Genomic DNA, 20048 nt, shown 5'->3' on the forward strand with positions numbered 1-20048 from the left:
TCAGTGCCAGCGGCGGAAAATCAACGAGGTGTTGACGCCACCAAAAGCGAAATTGTTGTTCATCACGAACTCGTGGTGCATCTGGCGGAATTCGCCGCGCAGGTAATCGAGCTTGCCGCAGTGCGGATCGACCTCGTCGAGGTTGAGCGTGTGCACGTACTGGTCGCGGTTGAGCATTTCGATGCTGAACCACGACTCCAGCGCCCCGCAGGCCCCCAGCGTGTGACCGAGGAAGCTTTTCTGCGAGCTGATCGGCATGCGTTCGCCGAACAAACTGCTGGTCGCTATTGTTTCGGCAATGTCGCCCTGTTCTGTAGCGGTACCGTGACCATTTACATAACCGATGGCGTCCGGTGTCAGCCCGGCGTCTTCCAGCGCCAGCTCCATGGCGCGGCGCATGGTCACTTGCTCGGGGCGGGTGGTGTGCTGGCCGTCGGCGTTGCTGCCGAAACCGACGATCTCGGCGTGGATGTGCGCACCGCGTGCGAGGGCGTGTTCCAGTTCCTCAAGCACCAGCATGCCGCCGCCCTCGCCGATCACCAGACCGTCGCGGCCCTTGTCATACGGGCGCGGACTGGTCTGCGGTGCGTCGTTTTTCAGGCTGGTGGCGTAGAGCGCGTCGAAGACCATCGCTTCGGTCGGGCAAAGTTCTTCGGCACCGCCGGCAAGCATCAGCGGCAAACGGCCAAACTTGATCGCCTCGTAGGCATAACCGATGCCCTGGCTGCCGCTGGTGCAGGCGCTGGACGTCGGGATCAGGCGCCCGGTGAGGCCGAAGAAGATGCTGATATTCGCGGCGGTGGTGTGCGGCATCATCCGCACGTAGGAGTTGGCGTTAAGGCCCTCGGCCACCGAGTTGAGCAGCATGTTGCCGAATGCTTTGATCTCGTCGGTGCTGCCGGTCGACGAGCCGCAAGCGACGCCCATCCGGCCGTCCTTGATCATTGCGTCGCCGAGCAGGCCGGCATCGGCCAAGGCTTTTTCCGCCGCGCCGACCGCCAGTCGCGAAACCCGGCCCATGCTGCGCAGCTGCTTGCGCGTCCAGTGCGCCGGCACAACGAAATCATCGATTGGCCCGGCCAGACGCGTGTTGAGTTCGCTGAAGCGATCCCACTCGTCCATCCGGCGAATGCCGCTGCGGTTGGCCGCGAAATTACCGGCGATGGTCTGCCAGTCGCTGCCCAGCGAAGTGATGCCGGCCATGCCGGTGACGACGACGCGCTTCATCAGCACAAGCCTCCGTTGACCGCCAGCACCTGGCGGGTGATGTACGAGGCTTCCGCCGACATCAGGAAATTCACCGCACTGGCCACCTCTTCAGGGGTGCCCATGCGTTGCGCGGGGATCATTTTCATCAGTTCTTCCAGCGGCACGTTTTCGTCGAGCATCGCCGTATCGATCAGGCCCGGCGCGACACAGTTAACGGTGATTTTGCGCTTGCCCAGCTCGATCGCCAACGCCTTTGCAGCGCCGATCACGCCAGCCTTGGAAGCGCTGTAATTGACCTGGCCACGGTTGCCGATCAGCCCCGACACCGAGGTGATGCAGACAATGCGACCGGCGGCGCGGCGGCGGATCATCGGCATCATCACCGGGTGCAGAACGTTGTAGAAACCGTCGAGGTTGGTGCGCAGCACCACGTCCCAATCATCATCGCTCAGCGCCGGGAACGCGCCGTCGCGGGTCAGGCCGGCATTCAGCACCACGCCGTAATAGGCACCGTGGGTTTCGACGTCGGCTTCGAGAATGGCTTTGCAGGTTTCGCGGTCGGCGACGTCGAATTGCAGGATGCGCGCCTTACGGCCCAGCGCTTCGATTTCAGCTTGAACGCCTTGCGCCTCGGTCACGCCGCTGCGGCAATGCAAGACGATGTCGTGCCCGGCCTGCGCGAGGCGCAAGGCAATGGCGCGGCCGATGCCACGGCTGGAGCCGGTGACCAGTACGAATTCAGTCATCGTTCGACTCCTTTGTCTGTTGCAGATATTGAGTGGCTTCGGGCGGGCGGAACACGTTGAGCCGGGCGCTGGCATGGATGCCGTCGCCGTGGATATGGCATTCGAAAACGCCCATGCCGTTGTCGTCTTCCAGCGAGCGCAGGCCATGAATGGACAGCTCGGTACCGGCAGGAAACGCTTCGACATTGCACTCGAATTTGCGTGTGCCGAGCAGAAAACCCAGCTCCACCGGATTACCTTTTTGTCGCGCGTGGCAACCGGCAAACGCGGCGACGCTTTGCGCCATCAGTTCGACGCCGACCCACGCCGGCAGGCTGCCGTTGGGCAGGTTGAACAGGCCTTCGGACTTCACCGTCAGGCGGGTAAAAATCTGTTCATCGTCGAAGCACTCAATGGCGTCGATCAGAATCATGTCGCCGGCATGGGGCAGCAGTTCGGCGAGCGGCCAGTCGGTCATGGGGCGTCTCCGAGAATCAGGCTGACGTTGTTGCCGCCGAAGGCAAACGAATTGCTCATCAGGTAGCGGGGAGCAATGGACGTCAGGCGTTCGCTGGCGGTCACCCACTTCAGCGCTGGCAGCGCGGGATCGGCATGACCGTCCCAGACGTGCGGCGGCAACGCGTGATCAGGGTTGTTGGCGCTCAGGCTCAGCCAGCAAAACGCCGCTTCCAGCGCACCGGCCGCGCCGAGGGTGTGGCCGGTCATCGGTTTGGTCGACGAACAGGCGACGCCTTCGGGAAAAAGCGTGGCGACGGCCAGACTTTCCATGGCGTCGTTGTGTTGGGTGGCGGTGCCGTGCAGGTTCAGATAGCTGATTTGCGAGGTTTGCAAATGCGCGCGGCTCAGGGCTTTCTGCATCGCTTGCAGAGCGCCGCGACCGCTCGGCTCCGGCGCGGAAATATGGTGCGCGTCCGAGCTGGCACCGGCGCCGAGCAGGGCGATCGACGGGCCGTCGTGAGCCTGTTTGCTCATGACGAACAACACCGCTGCTTCGCCGATATTGATGCCGTTGCGGTTGGCCGAGAACGGATTGCAGCGTTCGTCCGACACTGCTTCCAGCGACGAAAAACCGTTCAACGTCAGCTTGCACAAACTGTCGACGCCGCCGCACAACACCGCGTCGCACAAGCCCAGATCAAGCAGACGCTGGGCGCTCATCAAGGCGCGGGCACTGGAGGTGCAAGCGGTGGAAATCACGTACGCCGGGCCGCTCAGTTGCAGCCAGTCGGCGAGGAAATTCGCTGGCGCGCCGAGTTCCTGCTGACGGTAATCGTATTCGGCCGGGAACTGCTGCTCGCGAATGTAGTGCGCCAGGCCACGGCTGGCCTCGTCGATGCCCGAGGTGCTGGTGCCGAGCACCACACCGATGCGGTCGCGGCCGTAGGTCTGGATCGCTTGATCGATGTCATCGCGAATCTGTAGCGCCGCTTCCAGCAACAACTGATTGTTGCGGCTGCTTTGATCGGCAAGTGCTGGCGGGATCGGCGCCAATTCACCGTGTACAGCGGCCACCGGCAATTCACGCTCCGCCACCCAGCCGGATTCGCGGCGCATGCCCGAGCAGTCGCCGGCGAACAGGTTGCGCGCGACTTCGGCCTTGTCGCGACCCAGCGCGCAAATCACGCCGAGGGCATTCAGGTAAGCGGTCATGGCGTCGATTCACCGAGCGGAGAAACGCGATAGTGCGGGCCTTGGGGCAGGTTCAATTCGAAGCTCAACGGTTGTGAATAACGGATGTCCCAGCGCGCTGGCAGGGAACGTTGCCCGGTCTGCTGTTGGGCAGAAGGGTAATTGCGCAGCAGCTCGGCGGACGGGGTCAGGGCGAACAATAGCGCGGCGAACAGCTCGCGGGCCTCCGGGTTCGGCGGCAGCAGACCATCGGCCTGCCAGCGACCGTCGATCAATTGCTGACGCGCCTGGGGAATACCCAGCGGATCCATCATCGACCAGCGAATACCCGGGCCTTCGCGCTGGATCACCAGCAGCCAGTCCTGGCGTTGCTCGGCTTGCTGGCGCTCGATGTGCAGTTGCAACGGCAGCGGCAACGTCGGGTTGCCCGCCGGCAGCGGCGCCTGGCTGGCGCAACCGCTTAACAAAAATATTGCGCCGACCATCACCATCCGCAGCACTGCGGAAACTGTAGGAGTGAGCCTGCTCGCGATAGCGGTCATACATTCAAAATAAAGGTTAGCTGACCCACCGCTATCGCGAGCAGGCTCACTCCTACAGGTAATGGGGTACATCAGGAAGCCTCTGCCAATGGCTTACGCGCAACAACGTTCACCAACGTCTCTTCACGCTGCCCGAACGGTTTCGGTTTGAGCACCCCAAACCGCTCCAGCAAGCCAAAATCCTTCGACCGGCTCCACCACAAATACGGGTACGACACATTGCGCTCGGCAAACTCAAACCCTTGCCCGCGAATCATCTCTAAATACTGCGCCGCACTCTTCTGCACATGCATCGGATGGCGGAACAGCCAGCGAATCACCCAGGTATCAATGTAAGCCTCGGTCGATTCGGCAAATAGCAGATAACCGCCCGGTTTCAACACGCGATAAAACTCGGCCAGCGCTTTTTCCTGTTCAACCAGATGATGAAAGGTCTGATGACAGAACAGCAGATCAACACTCGCGTCCGGCACATTCAGCGTCGCGCAATCGCTGCCGATCAGCTCAACATCGAGGCCCAGACGCGCAGCTTCTTCGCCGCTCAACTCCAGGCTGTGCGGATCGGCGTCAACACCGATCAAACGCTGCGGCGCGAAGGTCTGGCGCAGGTGGCCGAACGACTTGCCCTGACCGCAACCGGCGTCGAGCAGCACCGGATGCTCCGGCAGCGCTTCGCTGAACAGTCCGCGCAAATCATTGATCGCCACGCGCAACACATGGTGCTGCCAGGTGTGGCTGCGCAGGAACCAGAAACCGAAGCGGGTTTCCTCGACGTAGCTGTCGCTCAAGTAATTCATGTGGCGTCCTTTGCACAGAGTTCGGAAATCATCTTCAAGCGGCGGCGGGCTTCACTGACGAACGGGTTGCGTTCGTCCCAGGCGTAACCGGCGAGGATCGAGCTGATCATGCGGCGGATGTCGGCCTGGCTGTCTTCATAAAAAATCACGTCCTGAAAGGTGCCGGCGTACCAGCCCTCAACGTAGCAGCGGAACGTATCGACGCCGCGTTTCAGCGGTTCGGCGAACTCGCGTTGCCAATCGACCGCTTCACCTTGCAACTGACGGTGCAGCACGGCGGCGGCCATGCTCGCCGAACGCATGGCGATGGTCACGCCGGAAGAGAACACCGGGTCGAGAAATTCGGCGGCATTGCCGAGCAAGGCAAAACCCGGCCCGTGCAGGGTTTTCACATTCGCCGCGTAGCCGCCGAGGGTGCGCGCCGGGGTGTCCCATACGGCGTTGTTCAGCACGCCGGCAAGGCTTGGGGTTTCAGCGATGAAGCTGCGCAGGCAGGCGTCGAGATCGCTGTCACGGCCCTTGAAGTGTGCTTCGGCCGCGACCACGCCCACCGAGCAGCGGCCGTTGCTGAACGGGATCGTCCAGAACCAGACATCGCGATGTTCGGGATGGGTGGTGACGAGGATTTTTTCGCGGTCGAAGGCCGGGTTGTCGATGTGATCTTCGACGTGGGTGAACACCGCTTGGCGCACCGGAAAATTCGACGGAGCTTCCAGATCCAGCAGTCGCGACAGGACACGGCCATAGCCGCTGGCATCAAGGACGAAATCCGCTTCGACGCGGTATTCACGGCCGTCCTCGCGACGCACGTCGAGTTGCGGTTTCGGCCGGTCGAAATCGACACTGACGATGGCATCGCCGTAACGGATTTCCACACCTTGCAGCGCGGCTTGGTCGGCCAGCAACTTGTCAAAGTCGGCGCGCTGCACCTGGAACGTGGTGGGCTTGCCGTTGGTAAAGGTGTCGCCAAAGTCGAAAGCGCTGTAGCGCTCGCCCCACGCGAAAGCAGCGCCGTTTTTACGCTGAAATCCGGCGGCATTTACCGCATCAAGCATGCCCGCTTCTTCGACAAAATCGAGGCAGTGGCACAGCAGGCTTTCGCCGATGGAGAAACGCGGAAAGTGCTGGCGTTCGATCACCAGCACATCGTGGCCCTGGCGTTTGAGCAGGGCAGCAGCGATGGCGCCGGACGGGCCGGCGCCGATGATCACGACCTGACGGGATTCCATTTCAACGATTGGCACGTGGACTCCGGGGCAGGTGGTTTTTGATGTCCAGCGGTGCACGGTGCAGGCCGATCAGCGCCGGCAGCAGCGTCGCCATCAGGCCCATCAGCATCAGCGCGAAGTACAGCGCCGGGGTGATGAGCTGTTGTTGCAAGAGCAAATTGAGAAAGACGATCTCGCTCAGGCCGCGAATGTTCAGCAGTACGCTTTCACGCCAGCGGCTGGCGCCTTCAAACGAGGCGCCGGCCCAGCCGAGGCCGAGCCAGTTGCCGAGCAGTTTACTGGCAATCGGCAACAGCAGCAGCGCCGCCCATTGCAGCGGGCCGAGGCTGGCGAGGGCGCTGTGCACGTCGATCTGCACAATGCCAAAGGTGAGGATCAGCGGGATCGCGATCCACGTCTGCAAACGGTTCATCCAGCGCGCCGGCAACGGCAGCACCAACGGGATTTTCAGCGCCGCCATGCACAGCAAATAACCGATGCCGAAAATCAGCGCGTTGAGTTTGTAATGCTCGGCCATCACCAGCAGCGCGAAGAAACCAAGGCTGTAGGTCAACGGTCGGCGCACGCCGAACAGGCGCAGCACCAACGGCACACCAGCGAGCCCCAGCGGCAGCAAAAGACTGCTCAAATGCAGACTGCCTTGGGCGAGGCCGAACAGTGTCCAGCAAGTCAGATCGATGAGGATCGCGGTTTGCACCAGACGCCGAGTGGCGGCGGGCGGGTAATCGATATGGCGCAAGTACAGGTACAGCACCGGAATCGCAGTAATTGCGAACACCAGGCCGATCGCCAGCGAGTTGAGCCACGGTTGCGTCGGCAGCAACCAATAAGCCGCCGCCAGCCCGCAGACGAATGGCACGAGAAAACTCGGCAGGGCGATTTTCACGCTCTGGCGATCCAGTTTCAGATCGATCACATCGCTGAGGATATGCCCGAGCAGCAAGGCAAAACTCAGGCTGTAGAGGTTTTTCAGCCACTCCGGCGCGATCAGTTCCGCACCGCTCAGTTGCCAGCCCGGTTCGATCCAGAAGTACATCAGCAGCGGCAGGCCGAAGCTCGCCAGCAGCAACTGGCTGACAATCGGGATCAGGCCGAAATATCGACCGACACGGGTGGCCACGGCGAACAGCGCCAAGGCCAGCAGCCAAAAGCCGACGACCATCACGCTGCCGACTCCGCGACGGTTGCCGTGTGGGCGTGACGCCCGGCCCACGGTGCGAGCATGAAACTGAAGGCCAGCCCAAGGCTGACCGACAAACCGAAATTGCTCACCGCCGGGGTGCTGGAGACCGCGAGCAAACCGAACGACAGCCACGTCGTCAGCGCTGCCAGCAAGGTGCCGAGCAGGCTCACTGCGGCGCCGCCAACCTGTTCACGCATAAGGATCGCGTAATCGACGCTGATCGCCGTCACCAGCAACAGGCCGAACAGGCTGAACAGGGTCAGCGGCTGACCGAGCCAGCCAAGACTGGCCAGACTGCACAGCGCCGCGAGCAAGGGCAGGGCGACGATGCGCAGCGCACCGCCGAGGCCGAACGGCAGCATCAGCACCAGCACGATCAATGCGCAGGAGGCGAGTTTCAGCTCCGCGGCGCTGATCTGCGTGGCGGCGAAAACGTCGTTCAATTCACCGAGGCGATCGACCAGTTGCACCCCCGGCAGATCCAGCGCCTGCACGCGCAACAGTGCCGGATTGTTCAGGCCTTGCAGGCTGGTCATCGCCGCCACGCCGTCTTCGGTCGGGCCGAGCCAGAGCGTGCGATAAGGTTCGCCGAGCGGGCCGGCTAGGGCGGTGTCGATGTCTTCGGCCGGCACGGTTTGCAGTTGTTGCAGTTCGCTTTGCAGCGCAGCGAGCGGCACGCCGAGGTCGAGCAGCGGCTGCCAGTATTGCGGCAGTTGGTTCAGCGCCTGGCGGACTTTTTCCTGCTCGCTCGGCGGGCTGACCAGTTGATCGAGGGCCAGATAGCCTTGCAGCTTGTCGAGGTTGACCAGTTGCTCCAGACGCTCGCTCAGCGCTGCCTGTCGCTCGAGCAATTGCTGCTGATTGGCGGCGCGTACGAGGAAAAACTGGCTGGTCGGCTGATAACCGGTGATGCGCGCGATGGTCTGCGCCTCATCGGTCAGACGCTGCGGCGCGCCGACCCATTGGCGAATGTCGTTCTTGCTTTGCAGCTGCACCAGACCGCCAACACAGAAGGCGATCAACAGCGCCAACAGCACTGGCGTGCGCACGCATTCGAGGAGTTTTTCCCGCAGCGTGATCAAGCGCTCAGCGAGCGTCAGCGGCCACTGCGCCGGGCGTAACTCGAGGTTGTTGAGCAGCGCCGGCAGCAGGCACACCGCTGACAGATAAGCACCGAGCAACCCGGCCGCGGAGAACACAGCGATTTGCGTCAGCGCCGGGAATGGCGTCCACGCCAGCGCGAGATAACCGATGGCGCTGGTGATCAGGCTCAAGGTCAGCCCGGACAGGGTCAGGCGCAAGGCCGGCCAACTGCGCCACGGCTTCAGGCTCCAGCTCTTCGACAGGTAGTGCAGCGGATAATCCACCGCCACGCCGATCAGACTGGAGCCGAGCACCAGCGTCATCACATGCATATGACCGAACAGCGCCACGCACGCGACAGCCCCGAAAAGCATGCCGACCAACACCGGCACAAATGCCAGCAGCACTCGCCAGCGACGAAACGCCAGCAGCAGCAACAGCAGAATGCCGACCGTTGCACCGCCGCCAACCCAGGTCATTTCGCGCGTCGCTTGTTGCTGACCGTTGGCCGCGTAAAGCAGACCGCTGGCGGCCAGTAATTGCACGTCATTTGTCGCCGCTTGTTCACGGCTGTGCTGCAGCAGATCCGCGACTTTCAGCGGCAGGTTCATGTCAAAAGCATCGCCAGTGGTGCGCGCGCGCAGCAGCACCCAGCTCTTGCCGTCGGCATCGGCAATCAACGCGCCGCTGCCGATGTCGAGTTGCACCGAACCGTGTTGCGGCTGGCTGTTCTGGATACGTCCGGTCAGGCCCAGCCAATCGTCCGGACTCGGCACCAGGCTGAAACCGCTGAACGGATCGAACAGCGCCTGCACCCGCTGATGAATAAACACATCGGGATGTTCGGTGAGCAGTTGCTGATCGTCCGCCGAGAGCATCGCCAGGCGTCCTTGCAGCAACTGCGTGCGCAGCGCCGGCAGATCCGCTTGCAGGTTCCACTGCACTTTCTCGAACAGACCGCTGGCCTGCCATTGCTCGCCGAGCTTCTGCGCCATGTTGACCGCTTGCTGGCGATCGGCGTGGCCGACCAGCACCAGCATTTCGCGATTCAAGGGCTCCTGCATGCGCTGTTCGGCGCGCAGTTCGAGGGCGTCCGGGTTAGTGCCGGGCACCAGCTCCATCAGGTTTGCCGACAGCGGCGCACCGTCGCGCCACTGCCAACCGGCCAGCGCAACGACTACCAGCAGCAGCATCAGAAACAGCCAGGGCAGCCTGCGTTCACTCGGCAAAGTCATGTTGCTCCGTGTCGCTCAGCGGTTGGGCGGCGCTGCTGTCCTGCATGCGCAGCACGGTGCTGTCGCCCTGGGTTTCCAGCAGTTCGATGGATTGCACCAAGGCGCCGCCGTCGATGTTGATCTGTTTGAACACTTGCTTGAGCAGCAGCGAACGCGGGGTCAGTGACAGTTTCCACTGCTGCGCGTCGCCGCTCAGGGCCAGTTCGAAATCCCGTTGCAGGCCGCTGCTGTCACCTTGCAGCACCGCGAGAAACAGCCGGTTCTGATCGGCCCCGGCGCTCTTGTTCGGCAGCATTTGCCAGCCATTATCGTCGCGGCGAGCGATGCCGTTGGCGGTGATGCGGTAGTCCTGCTGCAGCGGGGTTTTCAGTAGCCAGAGCAGGCCGTGATTCTTCGCCAGCACAAAACTGCCTTTGCTGATCAGCGGTTGCGGCAGGGCGCGCAGGTGTTTTTCCTGAATGAACTGGCCGTGGATCACGTCCGGTTTCGCCAGTTGTGCGCTGAGTTGTTGCAGGTCGAAGGCGTTGGCCAGCGCTGACATGGTCAGCAGCGCCATTACGCTCAGGCTTTTCACAAAAACATTCATCGCAGCATCCTTTCCACGGCGTCGGTGAAGACTTTCGGTGAAGCCAGCTGCATTTCGCGGCTGCTGACTTCGACGGCGACCTGCACCGAGCTGGCGCGGGTCAGGCGTTCGCCGCTGTGCAGGTCGGTGATCAGGTAATTGATCTTCAGACGGTTTTCCCATTCGACCAGACTGGCGCGCACATTCAGGCGCTGACCAAACACCGCGCCGCGCACGTAGCGCAGTTGCAGGTCGATAATCGGCCAGGCGAAACCGGACTCGACCATGTGCGTGTAGTTGTGGCCGATTTTGTCCAGCAGCGCACAGCGCGCGACTTCCAGATACTTGACGTAATGCCCGTGCCAAACCACGTGCATGGTGTCGACGTCAAAAAACGGCACGAGGATTTCGGTGTCGGCGTGAAGCACTCCGGCGCTACGCATGCAGCCTCCAGTGTTGAGCGGCGATGCGTTGCAGGCACAGGCGCAGTTCGCCTTCCAGCGCACGATCCTCGATGACCGGCGGGAAGTCTTTGGCCAACTCTTCGTGCATTGCCGCCAGCGACGGTGGCAGCGGTCGTGCGTCTTCGGCCTGACCGCGTAGCCACACGCCTTGATTGGCGGCGAGCAGGGTGGCGGCGGCGACTTGTTCGGTCAGCTCCAGCACGCGAATCGCATCGCGGGCGGCGATGGTGCCCATGCTCACTTTGTCTTGGTTATGGCACTCAGTGGAACGCGAGAACACGCTGGCCGGCATGGTGTTTTTCAGCGCTTCGGCAGTCCAGGCGCTGGTGCCGATCTGCACGGCTTTGAAGCCGTGGTTGATCATCGCGCGATCTGCCGGCGCGCCGGACAGGTTGCTCGGCAAACCGTGGTTGTAGCGCTCGTCGACCAACAGCGCGAGTTGCCGGTCGAGCAGGTCGGCGACGTTGGCCACGAGGTTTTTCAGGCTGTCCATGGCGAACGCGATGTGGCCGCCGTAGAAGTGCCCGCCGTGCAAAACGCGCTCGGCTTCGGCGTCGATGATCGGGTTGTCGTTGGCGCTGTTCAGTTCGATTTCAATGAACGACCGCAGCCAGTTCAGGCTGTCGGCCAACACGCCGAGCACGTGCGGGGCGCAGCGCAGCGAGTAGCGATCCTGCAAGCGATGCAGTGGCGCGGTCGGTGCGTCGATCGCCAGATCCTTGCGCAACCACGCGGCAACCTGCATTTGTCCCGGATGCGGTTTGGCGGCGAACAGACGTTCGTCAAAATGCTCGGGATTGCCCTGCAACGCGACGACATTGAGCGCGGTGATGCGTGTAGCCAGTTTCAGCAGATAATCGGCGCGGGCGAAGGCGAGGCAGGCGAGGCCGGTCATCACGGCGGTGCCGTTCATCAGCGCCAAGGCTTCTTTCGGGCGCAGCACCAAAGGTGTCCAGCCGAGTTCGCGATGCACATCGGCAGCCTGGCGGCGTTCGCCACGGAACATCACTTCACGCTCGCCGGAAAGTGTCGCGGCAACGTAGGACAGAGGGGTCAGATCGCCGCTGGCGCCGACCGAACCTTCTTCAGGAATCAGCGGCAGGATGTCGTATTCGAGGAACGCGTGCAGACGCTCGAGCAGTTCCACGCGCACCCCGGAAACGCCGTGACACAACGACTGCAAACGCGCCGCCAACACCGCGCGGGTGGCTTGCGCGTCGAGCAGTTTGCCGAGGCCGCAACCGTGAAAGGTGTAGAGGTGACGCGGCAACGCTTCGACGTGATGCAGCGGCACCGCGACCACGCAGGAATCACCGTAACCGGTGGTCACGCCGTAAATCACGCCTTCCTTGTCCAGCAGCGAATCGAGGAATCGCGCGCCTTTGGCGATGCGCTCGCGATACTCGGCGTCGCTCTGCAACTGCACGGGCGCCTGACGATTGGCCAGGGCCAGCACGTCTTCGATGCGCAAAGGGCGTTCGCCGAAGGTTACCGGCTCATGGGTTGGCGTCGTCATCGGTCTTCCAGAAAGGGTAAAAGTTGAACCATTGGCGCGGTGCTTCGAGGCAATAGTGACTCAGGCGCTGGGCATAGCGGGTGGCCCACTGATGAATGACCTGCTCGCGCTCGCTGCGCTTCCACGTTACCGCGTCGGCGAACGGTTCGAGGGTCAGGCGATAGTGACCGTCCGCTTGTTTCAGGCACATCAGCAGATTGACCGGGCATTTCAGCAGGCCGGCCAGCAGCCACGGGCCTTGCGGAAACGGCGCCGGGTGACCGAGAAAATCCACGGTCACGCTGCGCCCGCCGTGCAGCGGCACGCGGTCGCCGGCAATCGCCAGCCACTCGCCGCGCTCAAGACGTTCGTGCAGTTGCAGCATGATCACCGGGTCGAGTTCGCTGACCTGAATCAGGCGCAGATTGGTCGCTCCAGCCTCACCGAGCAAACGGTTGAATTGCTCGGCGTGCTTGGTGTGCACCAGCACGTTCATGGTGACCTTTTCGCCGATCTCCGCCAGTGCGCGGCAGACTTCGAGATTGCCCAGATGCGCGCCAACCAGCAGTTGCCCGCGAGTGCCACGCAACTGCGTGCGCAGCAGGGCCGGGTCGATGATTTCGATCTGTTCAATGCTGAGCTTGCCGTTCCACACGTCGAGTTTGTCGAGCATGGAGTCGGCGAACGCCATGAACTGACTGAACACGCGCCAGTGGCTCGGGCGCAAGTCATCGCGCTGGCTCCACTCGGCCAGACGTTGCTGGAATTGCCAGGCACTGCGCCGCGCGGTGCGACCGAACAGGAAAAAGTACAAAACGATGCCGTAGAGCAACGGGCTGAGCAGGCGTCGACCGAGGACTTTGGCGGCGAACGCGGTGAGTTTCATCAGCAGGAAGCTGCCGCGTTCTTCGCGGTCGGCCCAGTGCTTCTTGTCGGTTTCGCCGGTCATGCGCGCCACCGTCGCCAGAGGATCACGGGAAAGCGCAGCAACATGCCGAAGAACAGCCGTGTGTGCATGCTCGAAATCAGCGCGTTGTCGTGGAACAGGCGGAAGTGCGACACGCCGTCCAGCGGGTAATGCACGCTGGTTTGCAGCCAACGCATCGGCTGATTCCGCCAGGCCAGGCGGACGAGAATATCCGAGTCGAAATCCATGCGTTTGCCGACTTTTCTTGAGTCGATCACCGCCAGCGTCGGGGTCAGCGGATAGACGCGAAAGCCGCACATCGAGTCGCGGATTTGCAGCGACAGCGTATTGATCCACACCATGACGTGGGTCAGGTAGCGCGCGTACAACCGGCCCTTGGGCACGCTTTCGTCGAACAGTGGATAGCCGCAGATCATGGCGTTGGGATGTGCGCGGGATTCTTCAACGAAGCGGGCGACGTCGTGCAAGTCGTGCTGGCCGTCGGCGTCGACCTGCAAGGCATGGGTGAAACTCAGCAGCGCGGCTTCACGCAGACCGGTCATCACCGCACCGCCCTTGCCTTGGTTAGCGGTCAGGCGCACCAGATGCACGTTGTCGCGTTCGGCCAGAGCATCGAGGACTTTTGCGCAGGAGGGCTTGCTGGCGTCGTCGACCAGAATGCATGGCAGATCTTGCGCAAGCAGAGCATCGACCACGGTGCCTATCGCAGATTCGTGGTTATAAACCGGGATCACGGCGCAAGGGTTATGCATAACAGTTCTCCATTGGAAAACCGCGATCCCTGTAGGAGCGAGCCTGCTCGCGATTGAGTGCGCAGCACTCACCAAGGTCAATCATGCTCTACACCCAAAAGAATCCGCCCACTGGAGCACGTCGCCGTGTCATTGCGATAAGCGAAATACACCTTGCTGCGCTCCGGATCAAAACGCAGGTGCAGCTGAATTTCATCCCCCGGCCGCACCAGTTGCTGGAACTTCAGCACTTCCATCCCGGCAAACGGCCCGCTCAGATTCAGCAACTGCCGCCCAAGGTTCAGTGCCCATTCCACCTGCACCACGCCCGGCAACACCGGTGCCTTGGGGAAGTGACCACTGAAATAAGCCAGATCCGGCGGCACGCTCAGTTGCAAACTCCATTCACCCTCAATCTCGACCTGCGACAGCACTTCCGGCGCTTTCGGACGCGGCGCCATCAACAGTGCTTCAACCTCGGCCTGGGGCAGTTTGCCCTGGCTGTTCAGCGGCAATTGCCGCACCAACCGCCAGCGTCGCGGCAGGGCCAGAGCTTCACAGTGTTGGCGCAAATGCTGGCGCAAAGTTTCGGTGAGGCTGCGGCGGCCATGTTCACGCAACGCAAACAACCCCGAATCGCTGAGCACCAGCAGGGCGCCAAGGGACGCGCGGTTTTCCTGCACCACGCCAAGCCGCGCTTCGGCAACCCAGTCGTGAGCGACCAAGGCCTGTTCCAGCATCGGCAAAGAAATACGTTTTTCTTCGAGTTTGACGATGCGATCCAGCCGTCCCAACAACTCGAAACGACCATCGGCAGCAATGCGCGCCGCGTCGGCGGTGTGTTCGACATGGCCGGCAGGCAGATAAGGCGAAGCGATCAACAGCGCGCCCTCGCTGTCCTGGCTCAATTGGACACCGGCGAACGGTTGCCACAGTTGTTCACCCTGACGCCAGGCAATGCCGCCGGTTTCCGAGCTGCCAAGAATTTCCGTGGGCCATTGCTGCAAGCGTTGTTGCAGACTTTGCGCAGCCTCAAGCGGCAACGCGCCACCCGAGGAAAATACCCGCCGCACCGCGCTCAATGCAGGCCAATCAAGGTTGTCGCCCATGCGTTTGAGCAGCGCCGGGCTCGCGACCCAGGCGAAGGTCGGATGTTCGCGGCTGGCGCGCTGCATGTCTTCCGGGAAGGCCAGTTGCTTGCGCACAAACGGGCGCCCGGCGCACAGCGGCCACAGCACGCGAAACAGCAAACCATAGATGTGTTGAGTGGCGACGCTGCCGATGATGCCGGCTTTACCAAGATCCGCGCCCCACAGTTGCTCCAGCGCTTCAACTTCATTCGCCAGTTGGCGCAGGGTTTTGTCGATGCGCTTGGGTTCGCCGCTGGAGCCGGAGGTACACAGGCTCAGCTGACATTGATCGAGATTCAACACCGCAGCGGGCAATGCCGGCTGCTGAAAGTCAGTCAGGTGCGCGTCTTCGGCGTGATCGGTCAGCCACAGATCGACTTCGCTCGACCAGCGCTGGCGAGTTTGCGGCTGCAAGTCCGACGGCAACAACACGCTGACGCCGGCGCGCCACGCTCCGAGCAGGGCGATGGCGAGATCAGCGGCATCCTCCAGATGCACGGCGAGGTGCTTAACGCCCTGCGCTTGCAGGCCGGCGGCAACGCTCAGCGCCTGTTCGCACAGTTGCGCGTGATCGAGTGCCGGCGCAGCGCAAATTGCCCGCGCCGGCAGGGCCTTGAGCAATAACTGCTCAAGTTTTATCCAGTTCATGTACGGCCTCTTACCCGTTGTCGTATCAGCCATTCAATGGCAAACATCAGGCCGATCAATCCGTAGGAGATCAGGCCGGTGTACAACATCCACCAATTCAGCGGCGCCCACAGGGTCAGGAGGGCGGCGCACAAACCGTTGCAAAAGAAAAACACGCTCCAGGCCACGGTGACCTTGCGTGTGTAGCGAATCGCGATGTCCGGCAGCTCTGGCTCACGCAACCGCGCCAGTCGCTCGACCATCGGCGGCCCGTATTTCAGGCTCAGGCTGAATAGCACCAGCATGAAACCGCTGATCAGCACCGGGTACCAGCGCAGCAACAGCGGGCTGTCGAACAGCGCCAGCAACAGGCAGAACACGATCGCCACGCAAGCCATCCACAGGCTGCCGGGTTTGCGCTCGCCGGTCAGGGCGCGCGCGAGCCACAAGCCGCCCAGCAGCAGACCGAACTGCCACGGGGCGAAGTGCTCCATGCCGAAATACACCGCAAAGGGGTACAGCAGACCGGCCAGCAGCAGGCCCAGGCCGATCAATCGGCTCATGCGGCCGGTTGAACCAGACGGTAAACCGCCTCGACCACGTCACCGACGGTGCGCACGGTCTTGAACTCTTCGGCGGCGATTTTCTTGCCGGTCTGGCGTTTGATGTGATCGATCAGATCGACCGCGTCGATGCTGTCGATTTCCAGATCCTGATACAGGTTGGAATCCAGGCTTACGCGGGCCGGATCCAGTTCGAACAGCTCGACCAAGGCATCGCGCAGGGTGTTGAAAATGTCGTCACGAGTTTGCATGGTCCGGTCTCAAGCTGCCTGTTTTGCCGTGACGAAGGCCGCAAGGCTCGCCACGTTGGTGAAATGGTTGCGGGTGTCTTTGGCGTCGGCGTCGATTTTGATGCCGTACTTTTTCTGGATCGCCAGACCCAATTCCAGCGCGTCGACGGAATCCAGGCCCAGGCCTTCACCGAACAGCGTTTGTTCGTCACCGATGTCGTCGGCGCTGATGTCTTCGAGGCCGAGGGCGTCGATGATCAGCAGTTTGATGTCACGCACCAGGATAGGGGTGTTCAGTTCGCTCATCTTCGGCGAGCTCCTTGATAAAGTAAGAATGCAAATAATCGTTGAGCTTGCGCGAGGCTTGCGGGGCGGGCCCCTGCGCGGCGAAGGTCTGTGGATCTATATCGGCCCCGACCCGAAAACTGAAGTGCACACGGCGGCGCGGGATGCGATACCACGGCTCGGCTTTGGTCAGGGTGGTCGGGTTGACCTTGATGATCACGGGTGTGAGGATTTTCGCACCGCGCAGGGCAATGGCTGCGGCGCCCCGATGAAAGGCTGGCGGCTGTCCCGGCTGAGTGCGGGTGCCTTCGGGGAAAATGATCAGGCTCTGGCCGCTTTGCAAAGATTCTGCGGCGGCGTCGAGCATGTCCATGCTGCCGTCATTACTGATGTATTCGGTGCGGCGCAGCGGGCCTCGGGTGAAGGGGTTTTCCCACAGGCTTTTCTTCACCACGCAATTGGCCTGGCGTACCAGACCGATCAGAAACACCACGTCGATCAGCGACGGATGGTTGGCGATGATCATTTGCCCCGGTCGGCCGAGGCGTTCGGCGCCTTGAATGTCGTAGGTCAGCACGCCGGTGCGGGCCATGAACTGCACAAAAAACCAGAACAGCCGACTGACCATCTGCCGCGCGCGTTGGCGATGAACCAGCGCGTCGCCGGGCAGGCAGCCGAGAATCGGGAATACCACCAGGCGCAGGCACAGCCCGCCGAGCCCGAACAGGGCGAAGCTTGCGGCGGTGGCCAGCAACCGCCAGTAATAGACGTCGCGGTTTTTCTCGGTCACGGGTTGCGTTGCCAGGTCCATACACGATTTTTCCAGGCATGTTGGCAAAGGGTTTGCTGGCCGAGCAGGGTACGCAACAGATTGAGCGCGTGGGGCCAGTCCGATTTGGACAGTGCTTGCGGGGTGCTGTTCAGGGTCAGCCGCCAGTCGGTACCGGGGGTTAGCAACAGACCCAGCGCGTAAGGGAACGGCACGTCATCAATCCACTGCGAATAGGCTTGCGGCGGTTGCTCCTCGGTGATCACCAGCAACACGGCCGGGGCGCCTTCATTCAGCAGTGCCGCCGCTTCGAGCATGCCGTGTTCGAGGCCGTCGCCCGCTGCGGCGAGGGCGGTCATTTCGCTGGTTTCGCCGCGCATGATCGACCACAGACCGATGATCGCGTTATGCACTGACAGGCTGAACTGGGTGGGGGATAGCGGCTGGTCGGTGGCCAGATCGCTGAGAATTTCGTACGTACGTGGGGTTTCGCCGTGGCGCGAGACAAACACCAGCGGCAGGTTTTCCCGCCCGTCGGCCAGTGGCCAGCCAACGCTGAACGCCATCCGCGCCAGTCGACTGAGACGGCGCCGCTGCATGGCCGGTAAAAACGACACATCGGGCGCGGCATCACTGCTCTGAAGCACGACCGGTTGTCGGCTCCAGGCCTGCCAGGCGTCCACGCTGTCGAGCCCGGGAGCCCACGCGCGCCATTGGGCGATGTTGAAGTTGATCACGGACATTCATCCCGCCCCTGCGGGCTTTTGTTGACGCATTTAGCCACCAAAGCCGCAGCGGACTTGGCGTGGCGCTTGGCGCCGGGTGGCGCGCATTATCCCGGTGCGACGGGCGTGTAGCAAATGCTGGTTACATTTTGCGCAATGAAATGTACTGGCTGGTTCGCGGTAAAACTGTCATTTGGCCATTATCCAGATTGGCGAGGGCCTGTCTGTCGGGGATCTCGTCAATCGTCGGCAGTTTTTACTGAGACTGCAGACGGAAGTTTGCACCTGACTGTGTAGTCCATGTCCGATGAGGTAGCGAAGCGAGGCCGCGCGCATCTACACTCGGTCATTCTTTGATACACGGAGGTTTTGTCATGCGGCGCGTGGTGTTCAATCAGAAAGGTGGTGTAGGCAAATCCAGCATTGCCTGCAATCTGGCGGCGGTCAGTGCCAGCGAGGGTTATCGCACGTTGTTGGTGGATCTCGATGCCCAGGCCAACTCCACTCAGTATCTGACCGGGCTTACCGGCGACGACATCCCGATGGGCATTGCCGATTTCTTCAAGCAGACGCTGTCTTCCGGGCCGTTCTCGAAGAAAAACCAGGCGGATATCTACGAAACCCCGTTCGACAACCTGCACATCATCACCGCCACCGCCGAACTGGCCGATTTGCAGCCCAAACTTGAGGCCAAGCACAAGATCAACAAGCTGCGTAAGTTGCTTGATGAGCTGTCCGAGGATTACGACCGGATCTACCTTGATACGCCGCCGGCGTTGAACTTTTACGCGGTATCAGCGCTGATTGCCGCTGATCGTGTGCTGATTCCCTTCGATTGCGACAGCTTCTCGCGTCAGGCCTTGTATGGACTGATCGCGGAAATCGAAGAGTTGAAAGAGGATCACAACGAAGGTCTGGAAGTTGAAGGCATCGTGGTCAACCAGTTCCAGGCCCGGGCCAGCCTGCCGCAGCAGATTCTCGATGAGTTGATTGCAGAGGGATTGCCGGTGCTGCCGGTGTACTTGACCAGCTCGGTGCGCATGCGCGAATCCCATCAGGCCAGCACGCCGCTGATCCACCTCGATCCGCGACACAAACTGACCCAGCAATTTGTCGAACTGCACAACCTGATCGAAGGCCACTGATCCCCAGAACCACACAAATCCCCTGTGGGAGTGAGCCTGCTCGCGATAGCGGTGTGTCAGTCACATAGATGTTGGCTGGACGAACGCTATCGCGAGCAGGCTCACTCCTACAGTTGGATTTGTGGTGGGTCAGATACCCTGGCTACGCAGCCACGCCAGCAACTGCGGCAGCGGCAACGCGCCACTCTGCCGTGCCAGCTCTTTGCCGTTCTTGAACAGAATCAAACTCGGAATCGAGCGAATCCCCAACTGCGCCGACAACTGCTGATTCGCCTCGCTATCCAGCTTGGCCAACCGACACTTGCCCGCCAACTGCACCGCCGCCTGCTCGAACACCGGCGCAAACGACTTGCACGGCCCGCACCACTCCGCCCAGACATCTACCAGTAGCGGCAGATCACCCTTGATCTGACTGGCGTAATCGCCTTGCTTGAGTTCGAACGGCTTGTTCAGCAGCACCTCGGATTTGCAGCGCCCGCACTTCGGGTGGTCGTTGAGGCGCTCGGCAGGGATGCGGTTGAGGCCGTTGCAGGCGGGGCAGGGGATGAGGAGTGGGCTGGTCATGAGTGAATTCCGCAAGTGAGCTGATAACACCTAGTTGGAGACGTTTGCTCATATTTTCAATCGTGCAGACTCTCGCGTTGTGCCTAGGCTGAAAGCGACCAGGCGAGCCCGCTGGTCTGCTCAGCTGTATCGCAACTTGCGATATTTTTGGTTTGTGATTAACTCCCCATAGCA

General features: G+C 61.7%; 22 protein-coding genes. 1 reads left to right on the forward strand and 21 read right to left on the reverse strand.

The window, feature by feature from the left end; translation table 11 throughout:
- The 20 genes from ACIOMO_RS23280 to ACIOMO_RS23375 all read right to left on the reverse strand — a co-directional run bounded on the left by ACIOMO_RS23280 (nt 1) and on the right by ACIOMO_RS23375 (nt 18183).
- Complete coding sequence (locus ACIOMO_RS23280; protein ID WP_159811643.1) at nt 1-1227, reverse strand: beta-ketoacyl-ACP synthase; 1227 nt, start codon at nt 1225-1227, stop codon at nt 1-3.
- Nucleotides 1227-1955, reverse strand: coding sequence for a 3-ketoacyl-ACP reductase FabG2 (locus tag ACIOMO_RS23285; RefSeq protein ID WP_401243809.1), 729 nt, complete (start codon nt 1953-1955; stop codon nt 1227-1229). Before ACIOMO_RS23285 ends, ACIOMO_RS23280 begins: the two co-directional genes overlap by 1 nt.
- Nucleotides 1948-2412, reverse strand: coding sequence for a hotdog family protein (locus tag ACIOMO_RS23290; RefSeq protein WP_401243811.1), 465 nt, complete (start codon nt 2410-2412; stop codon nt 1948-1950). The genes ACIOMO_RS23285 and ACIOMO_RS23290 overlap by 8 nt, the downstream gene beginning before the upstream one ends.
- A complete protein-coding gene (locus tag ACIOMO_RS23295; protein WP_401243813.1) occupies nt 2409-3605 on the reverse strand; it encodes a beta-ketoacyl-[acyl-carrier-protein] synthase family protein in 1197 nt (398 codons plus the stop codon). Before ACIOMO_RS23295 ends, ACIOMO_RS23290 begins: the two co-directional genes overlap by 4 nt.
- Nucleotides 3602-4198 carry a hypothetical protein gene (locus tag ACIOMO_RS23300; RefSeq protein WP_401243815.1) on the reverse strand — a complete coding sequence of 199 codons (597 nt, stop codon included), beginning with the start codon at nt 4196-4198 and terminating at the stop codon, nt 3602-3604. The genes ACIOMO_RS23295 and ACIOMO_RS23300 overlap by 4 nt, the downstream gene beginning before the upstream one ends.
- A complete protein-coding gene (locus ACIOMO_RS23305) occupies nt 4198-4923 on the reverse strand; it encodes a class I SAM-dependent methyltransferase (protein ID WP_401243817.1) in 726 nt (241 codons plus the stop codon). Before ACIOMO_RS23305 ends, ACIOMO_RS23300 begins: the two co-directional genes overlap by 1 nt.
- Complete coding sequence (locus ACIOMO_RS23310; protein WP_400752143.1) at nt 4920-6167, reverse strand: NAD(P)/FAD-dependent oxidoreductase; 1248 nt, start codon at nt 6165-6167, stop codon at nt 4920-4922. Before ACIOMO_RS23310 ends, ACIOMO_RS23305 begins: the two co-directional genes overlap by 4 nt.
- Nucleotides 6154-7317, reverse strand: coding sequence for a sodium:proton antiporter (locus ACIOMO_RS23315; RefSeq protein ID WP_401243819.1), 1164 nt, complete (start codon nt 7315-7317; stop codon nt 6154-6156). Before ACIOMO_RS23315 ends, ACIOMO_RS23310 begins: the two co-directional genes overlap by 14 nt.
- The gene (locus ACIOMO_RS23320) at nt 7314-9653 is read right to left on the reverse strand and encodes an MMPL family transporter (protein ID WP_401243821.1); all 2340 of its coding nucleotides are present in this window, start codon (nt 9651-9653) and stop codon (nt 7314-7316) included. The genes ACIOMO_RS23315 and ACIOMO_RS23320 overlap by 4 nt, the downstream gene beginning before the upstream one ends.
- Nucleotides 9637-10239 carry an outer membrane lipoprotein carrier protein LolA gene (locus ACIOMO_RS23325; RefSeq protein ID WP_401243823.1) on the reverse strand — a complete coding sequence of 201 codons (603 nt, stop codon included), beginning with the start codon at nt 10237-10239 and terminating at the stop codon, nt 9637-9639. Before ACIOMO_RS23325 ends, ACIOMO_RS23320 begins: the two co-directional genes overlap by 17 nt.
- Nucleotides 10236-10661 (reverse strand): thioesterase family protein, encoded by a 426-nt coding sequence (locus ACIOMO_RS23330; RefSeq protein ID WP_016983876.1) that lies wholly within the window; start codon nt 10659-10661, stop codon nt 10236-10238. The genes ACIOMO_RS23325 and ACIOMO_RS23330 overlap by 4 nt, the downstream gene beginning before the upstream one ends.
- Complete coding sequence (gene hutH / locus ACIOMO_RS23335; RefSeq protein WP_401243825.1) at nt 10654-12198, reverse strand: histidine ammonia-lyase; 1545 nt, start codon at nt 12196-12198, stop codon at nt 10654-10656. The genes ACIOMO_RS23330 and hutH overlap by 8 nt, the downstream gene beginning before the upstream one ends.
- Complete coding sequence (locus tag ACIOMO_RS23340; protein WP_401243827.1) at nt 12179-13126, reverse strand: glycosyl transferase; 948 nt, start codon at nt 13124-13126, stop codon at nt 12179-12181. The genes hutH and ACIOMO_RS23340 overlap by 20 nt, the downstream gene beginning before the upstream one ends.
- Entirely contained in the window at nt 13123-13857 is a 735-nt protein-coding gene (locus ACIOMO_RS23345; RefSeq protein ID WP_401243829.1) for a glycosyltransferase family 2 protein, read from the reverse strand. Before ACIOMO_RS23345 ends, ACIOMO_RS23340 begins: the two co-directional genes overlap by 4 nt.
- 77 nt (nt 13858-13934) lie before the next feature.
- The gene (locus tag ACIOMO_RS23350; protein WP_401243831.1) at nt 13935-15614 is read right to left on the reverse strand and encodes an AMP-binding protein; all 1680 of its coding nucleotides are present in this window, start codon (nt 15612-15614) and stop codon (nt 13935-13937) included.
- A complete protein-coding gene (locus ACIOMO_RS23355) occupies nt 15611-16156 on the reverse strand; it encodes a hypothetical protein (RefSeq protein ID WP_159811654.1) in 546 nt (181 codons plus the stop codon). Before ACIOMO_RS23355 ends, ACIOMO_RS23350 begins: the two co-directional genes overlap by 4 nt.
- Nucleotides 16153-16407, reverse strand: a complete 255-nt coding sequence (locus ACIOMO_RS23360) for an acyl carrier protein (RefSeq protein WP_053116686.1) — start codon at nt 16405-16407, stop codon at nt 16153-16155. The genes ACIOMO_RS23355 and ACIOMO_RS23360 overlap by 4 nt, the downstream gene beginning before the upstream one ends.
- Nucleotides 16408-16416: 9 nt before the next feature.
- Complete coding sequence (locus tag ACIOMO_RS23365) at nt 16417-16692, reverse strand: phosphopantetheine-binding protein (RefSeq protein WP_401243833.1); 276 nt, start codon at nt 16690-16692, stop codon at nt 16417-16419.
- Complete coding sequence (locus tag ACIOMO_RS23370) at nt 16658-17482, reverse strand: lysophospholipid acyltransferase family protein (protein WP_401243835.1); 825 nt, start codon at nt 17480-17482, stop codon at nt 16658-16660. Before ACIOMO_RS23370 ends, ACIOMO_RS23365 begins: the two co-directional genes overlap by 35 nt.
- Nucleotides 17458-18183 carry a beta-ketoacyl synthase chain length factor gene (locus tag ACIOMO_RS23375; RefSeq protein WP_053116689.1) on the reverse strand — a complete coding sequence of 242 codons (726 nt, stop codon included), beginning with the start codon at nt 18181-18183 and terminating at the stop codon, nt 17458-17460. Before ACIOMO_RS23375 ends, ACIOMO_RS23370 begins: the two co-directional genes overlap by 25 nt.
- A 356-nt stretch (nt 18184-18539) precedes the next feature.
- Here ACIOMO_RS23375 and ACIOMO_RS23380 point away from each other — a divergent pair, with 356 nt between their 5' ends.
- Nucleotides 18540-19310, forward strand: a complete 771-nt coding sequence (locus ACIOMO_RS23380) for a ParA family protein (protein ID WP_053116690.1) — start codon at nt 18540-18542, stop codon at nt 19308-19310.
- 129 nt (nt 19311-19439) lie between these two features.
- Here ACIOMO_RS23380 and trxC read toward each other — a convergent pair whose 3' ends face one another.
- Nucleotides 19440-19874 carry a thioredoxin TrxC gene (gene trxC / locus ACIOMO_RS23385; protein ID WP_053116691.1) on the reverse strand — a complete coding sequence of 145 codons (435 nt, stop codon included), beginning with the start codon at nt 19872-19874 and terminating at the stop codon, nt 19440-19442.
- Between the last annotated feature and the right edge of the window lie 174 nt (nt 19875-20048).

Origin of the sequence: Pseudomonas sp. NPDC087804, assembly GCF_044742965.1 — a bacterium.
Taxonomy (GTDB): Bacteria; Pseudomonadota; Gammaproteobacteria; order Pseudomonadales; family Pseudomonadaceae; genus Aquipseudomonas; species Aquipseudomonas rustica.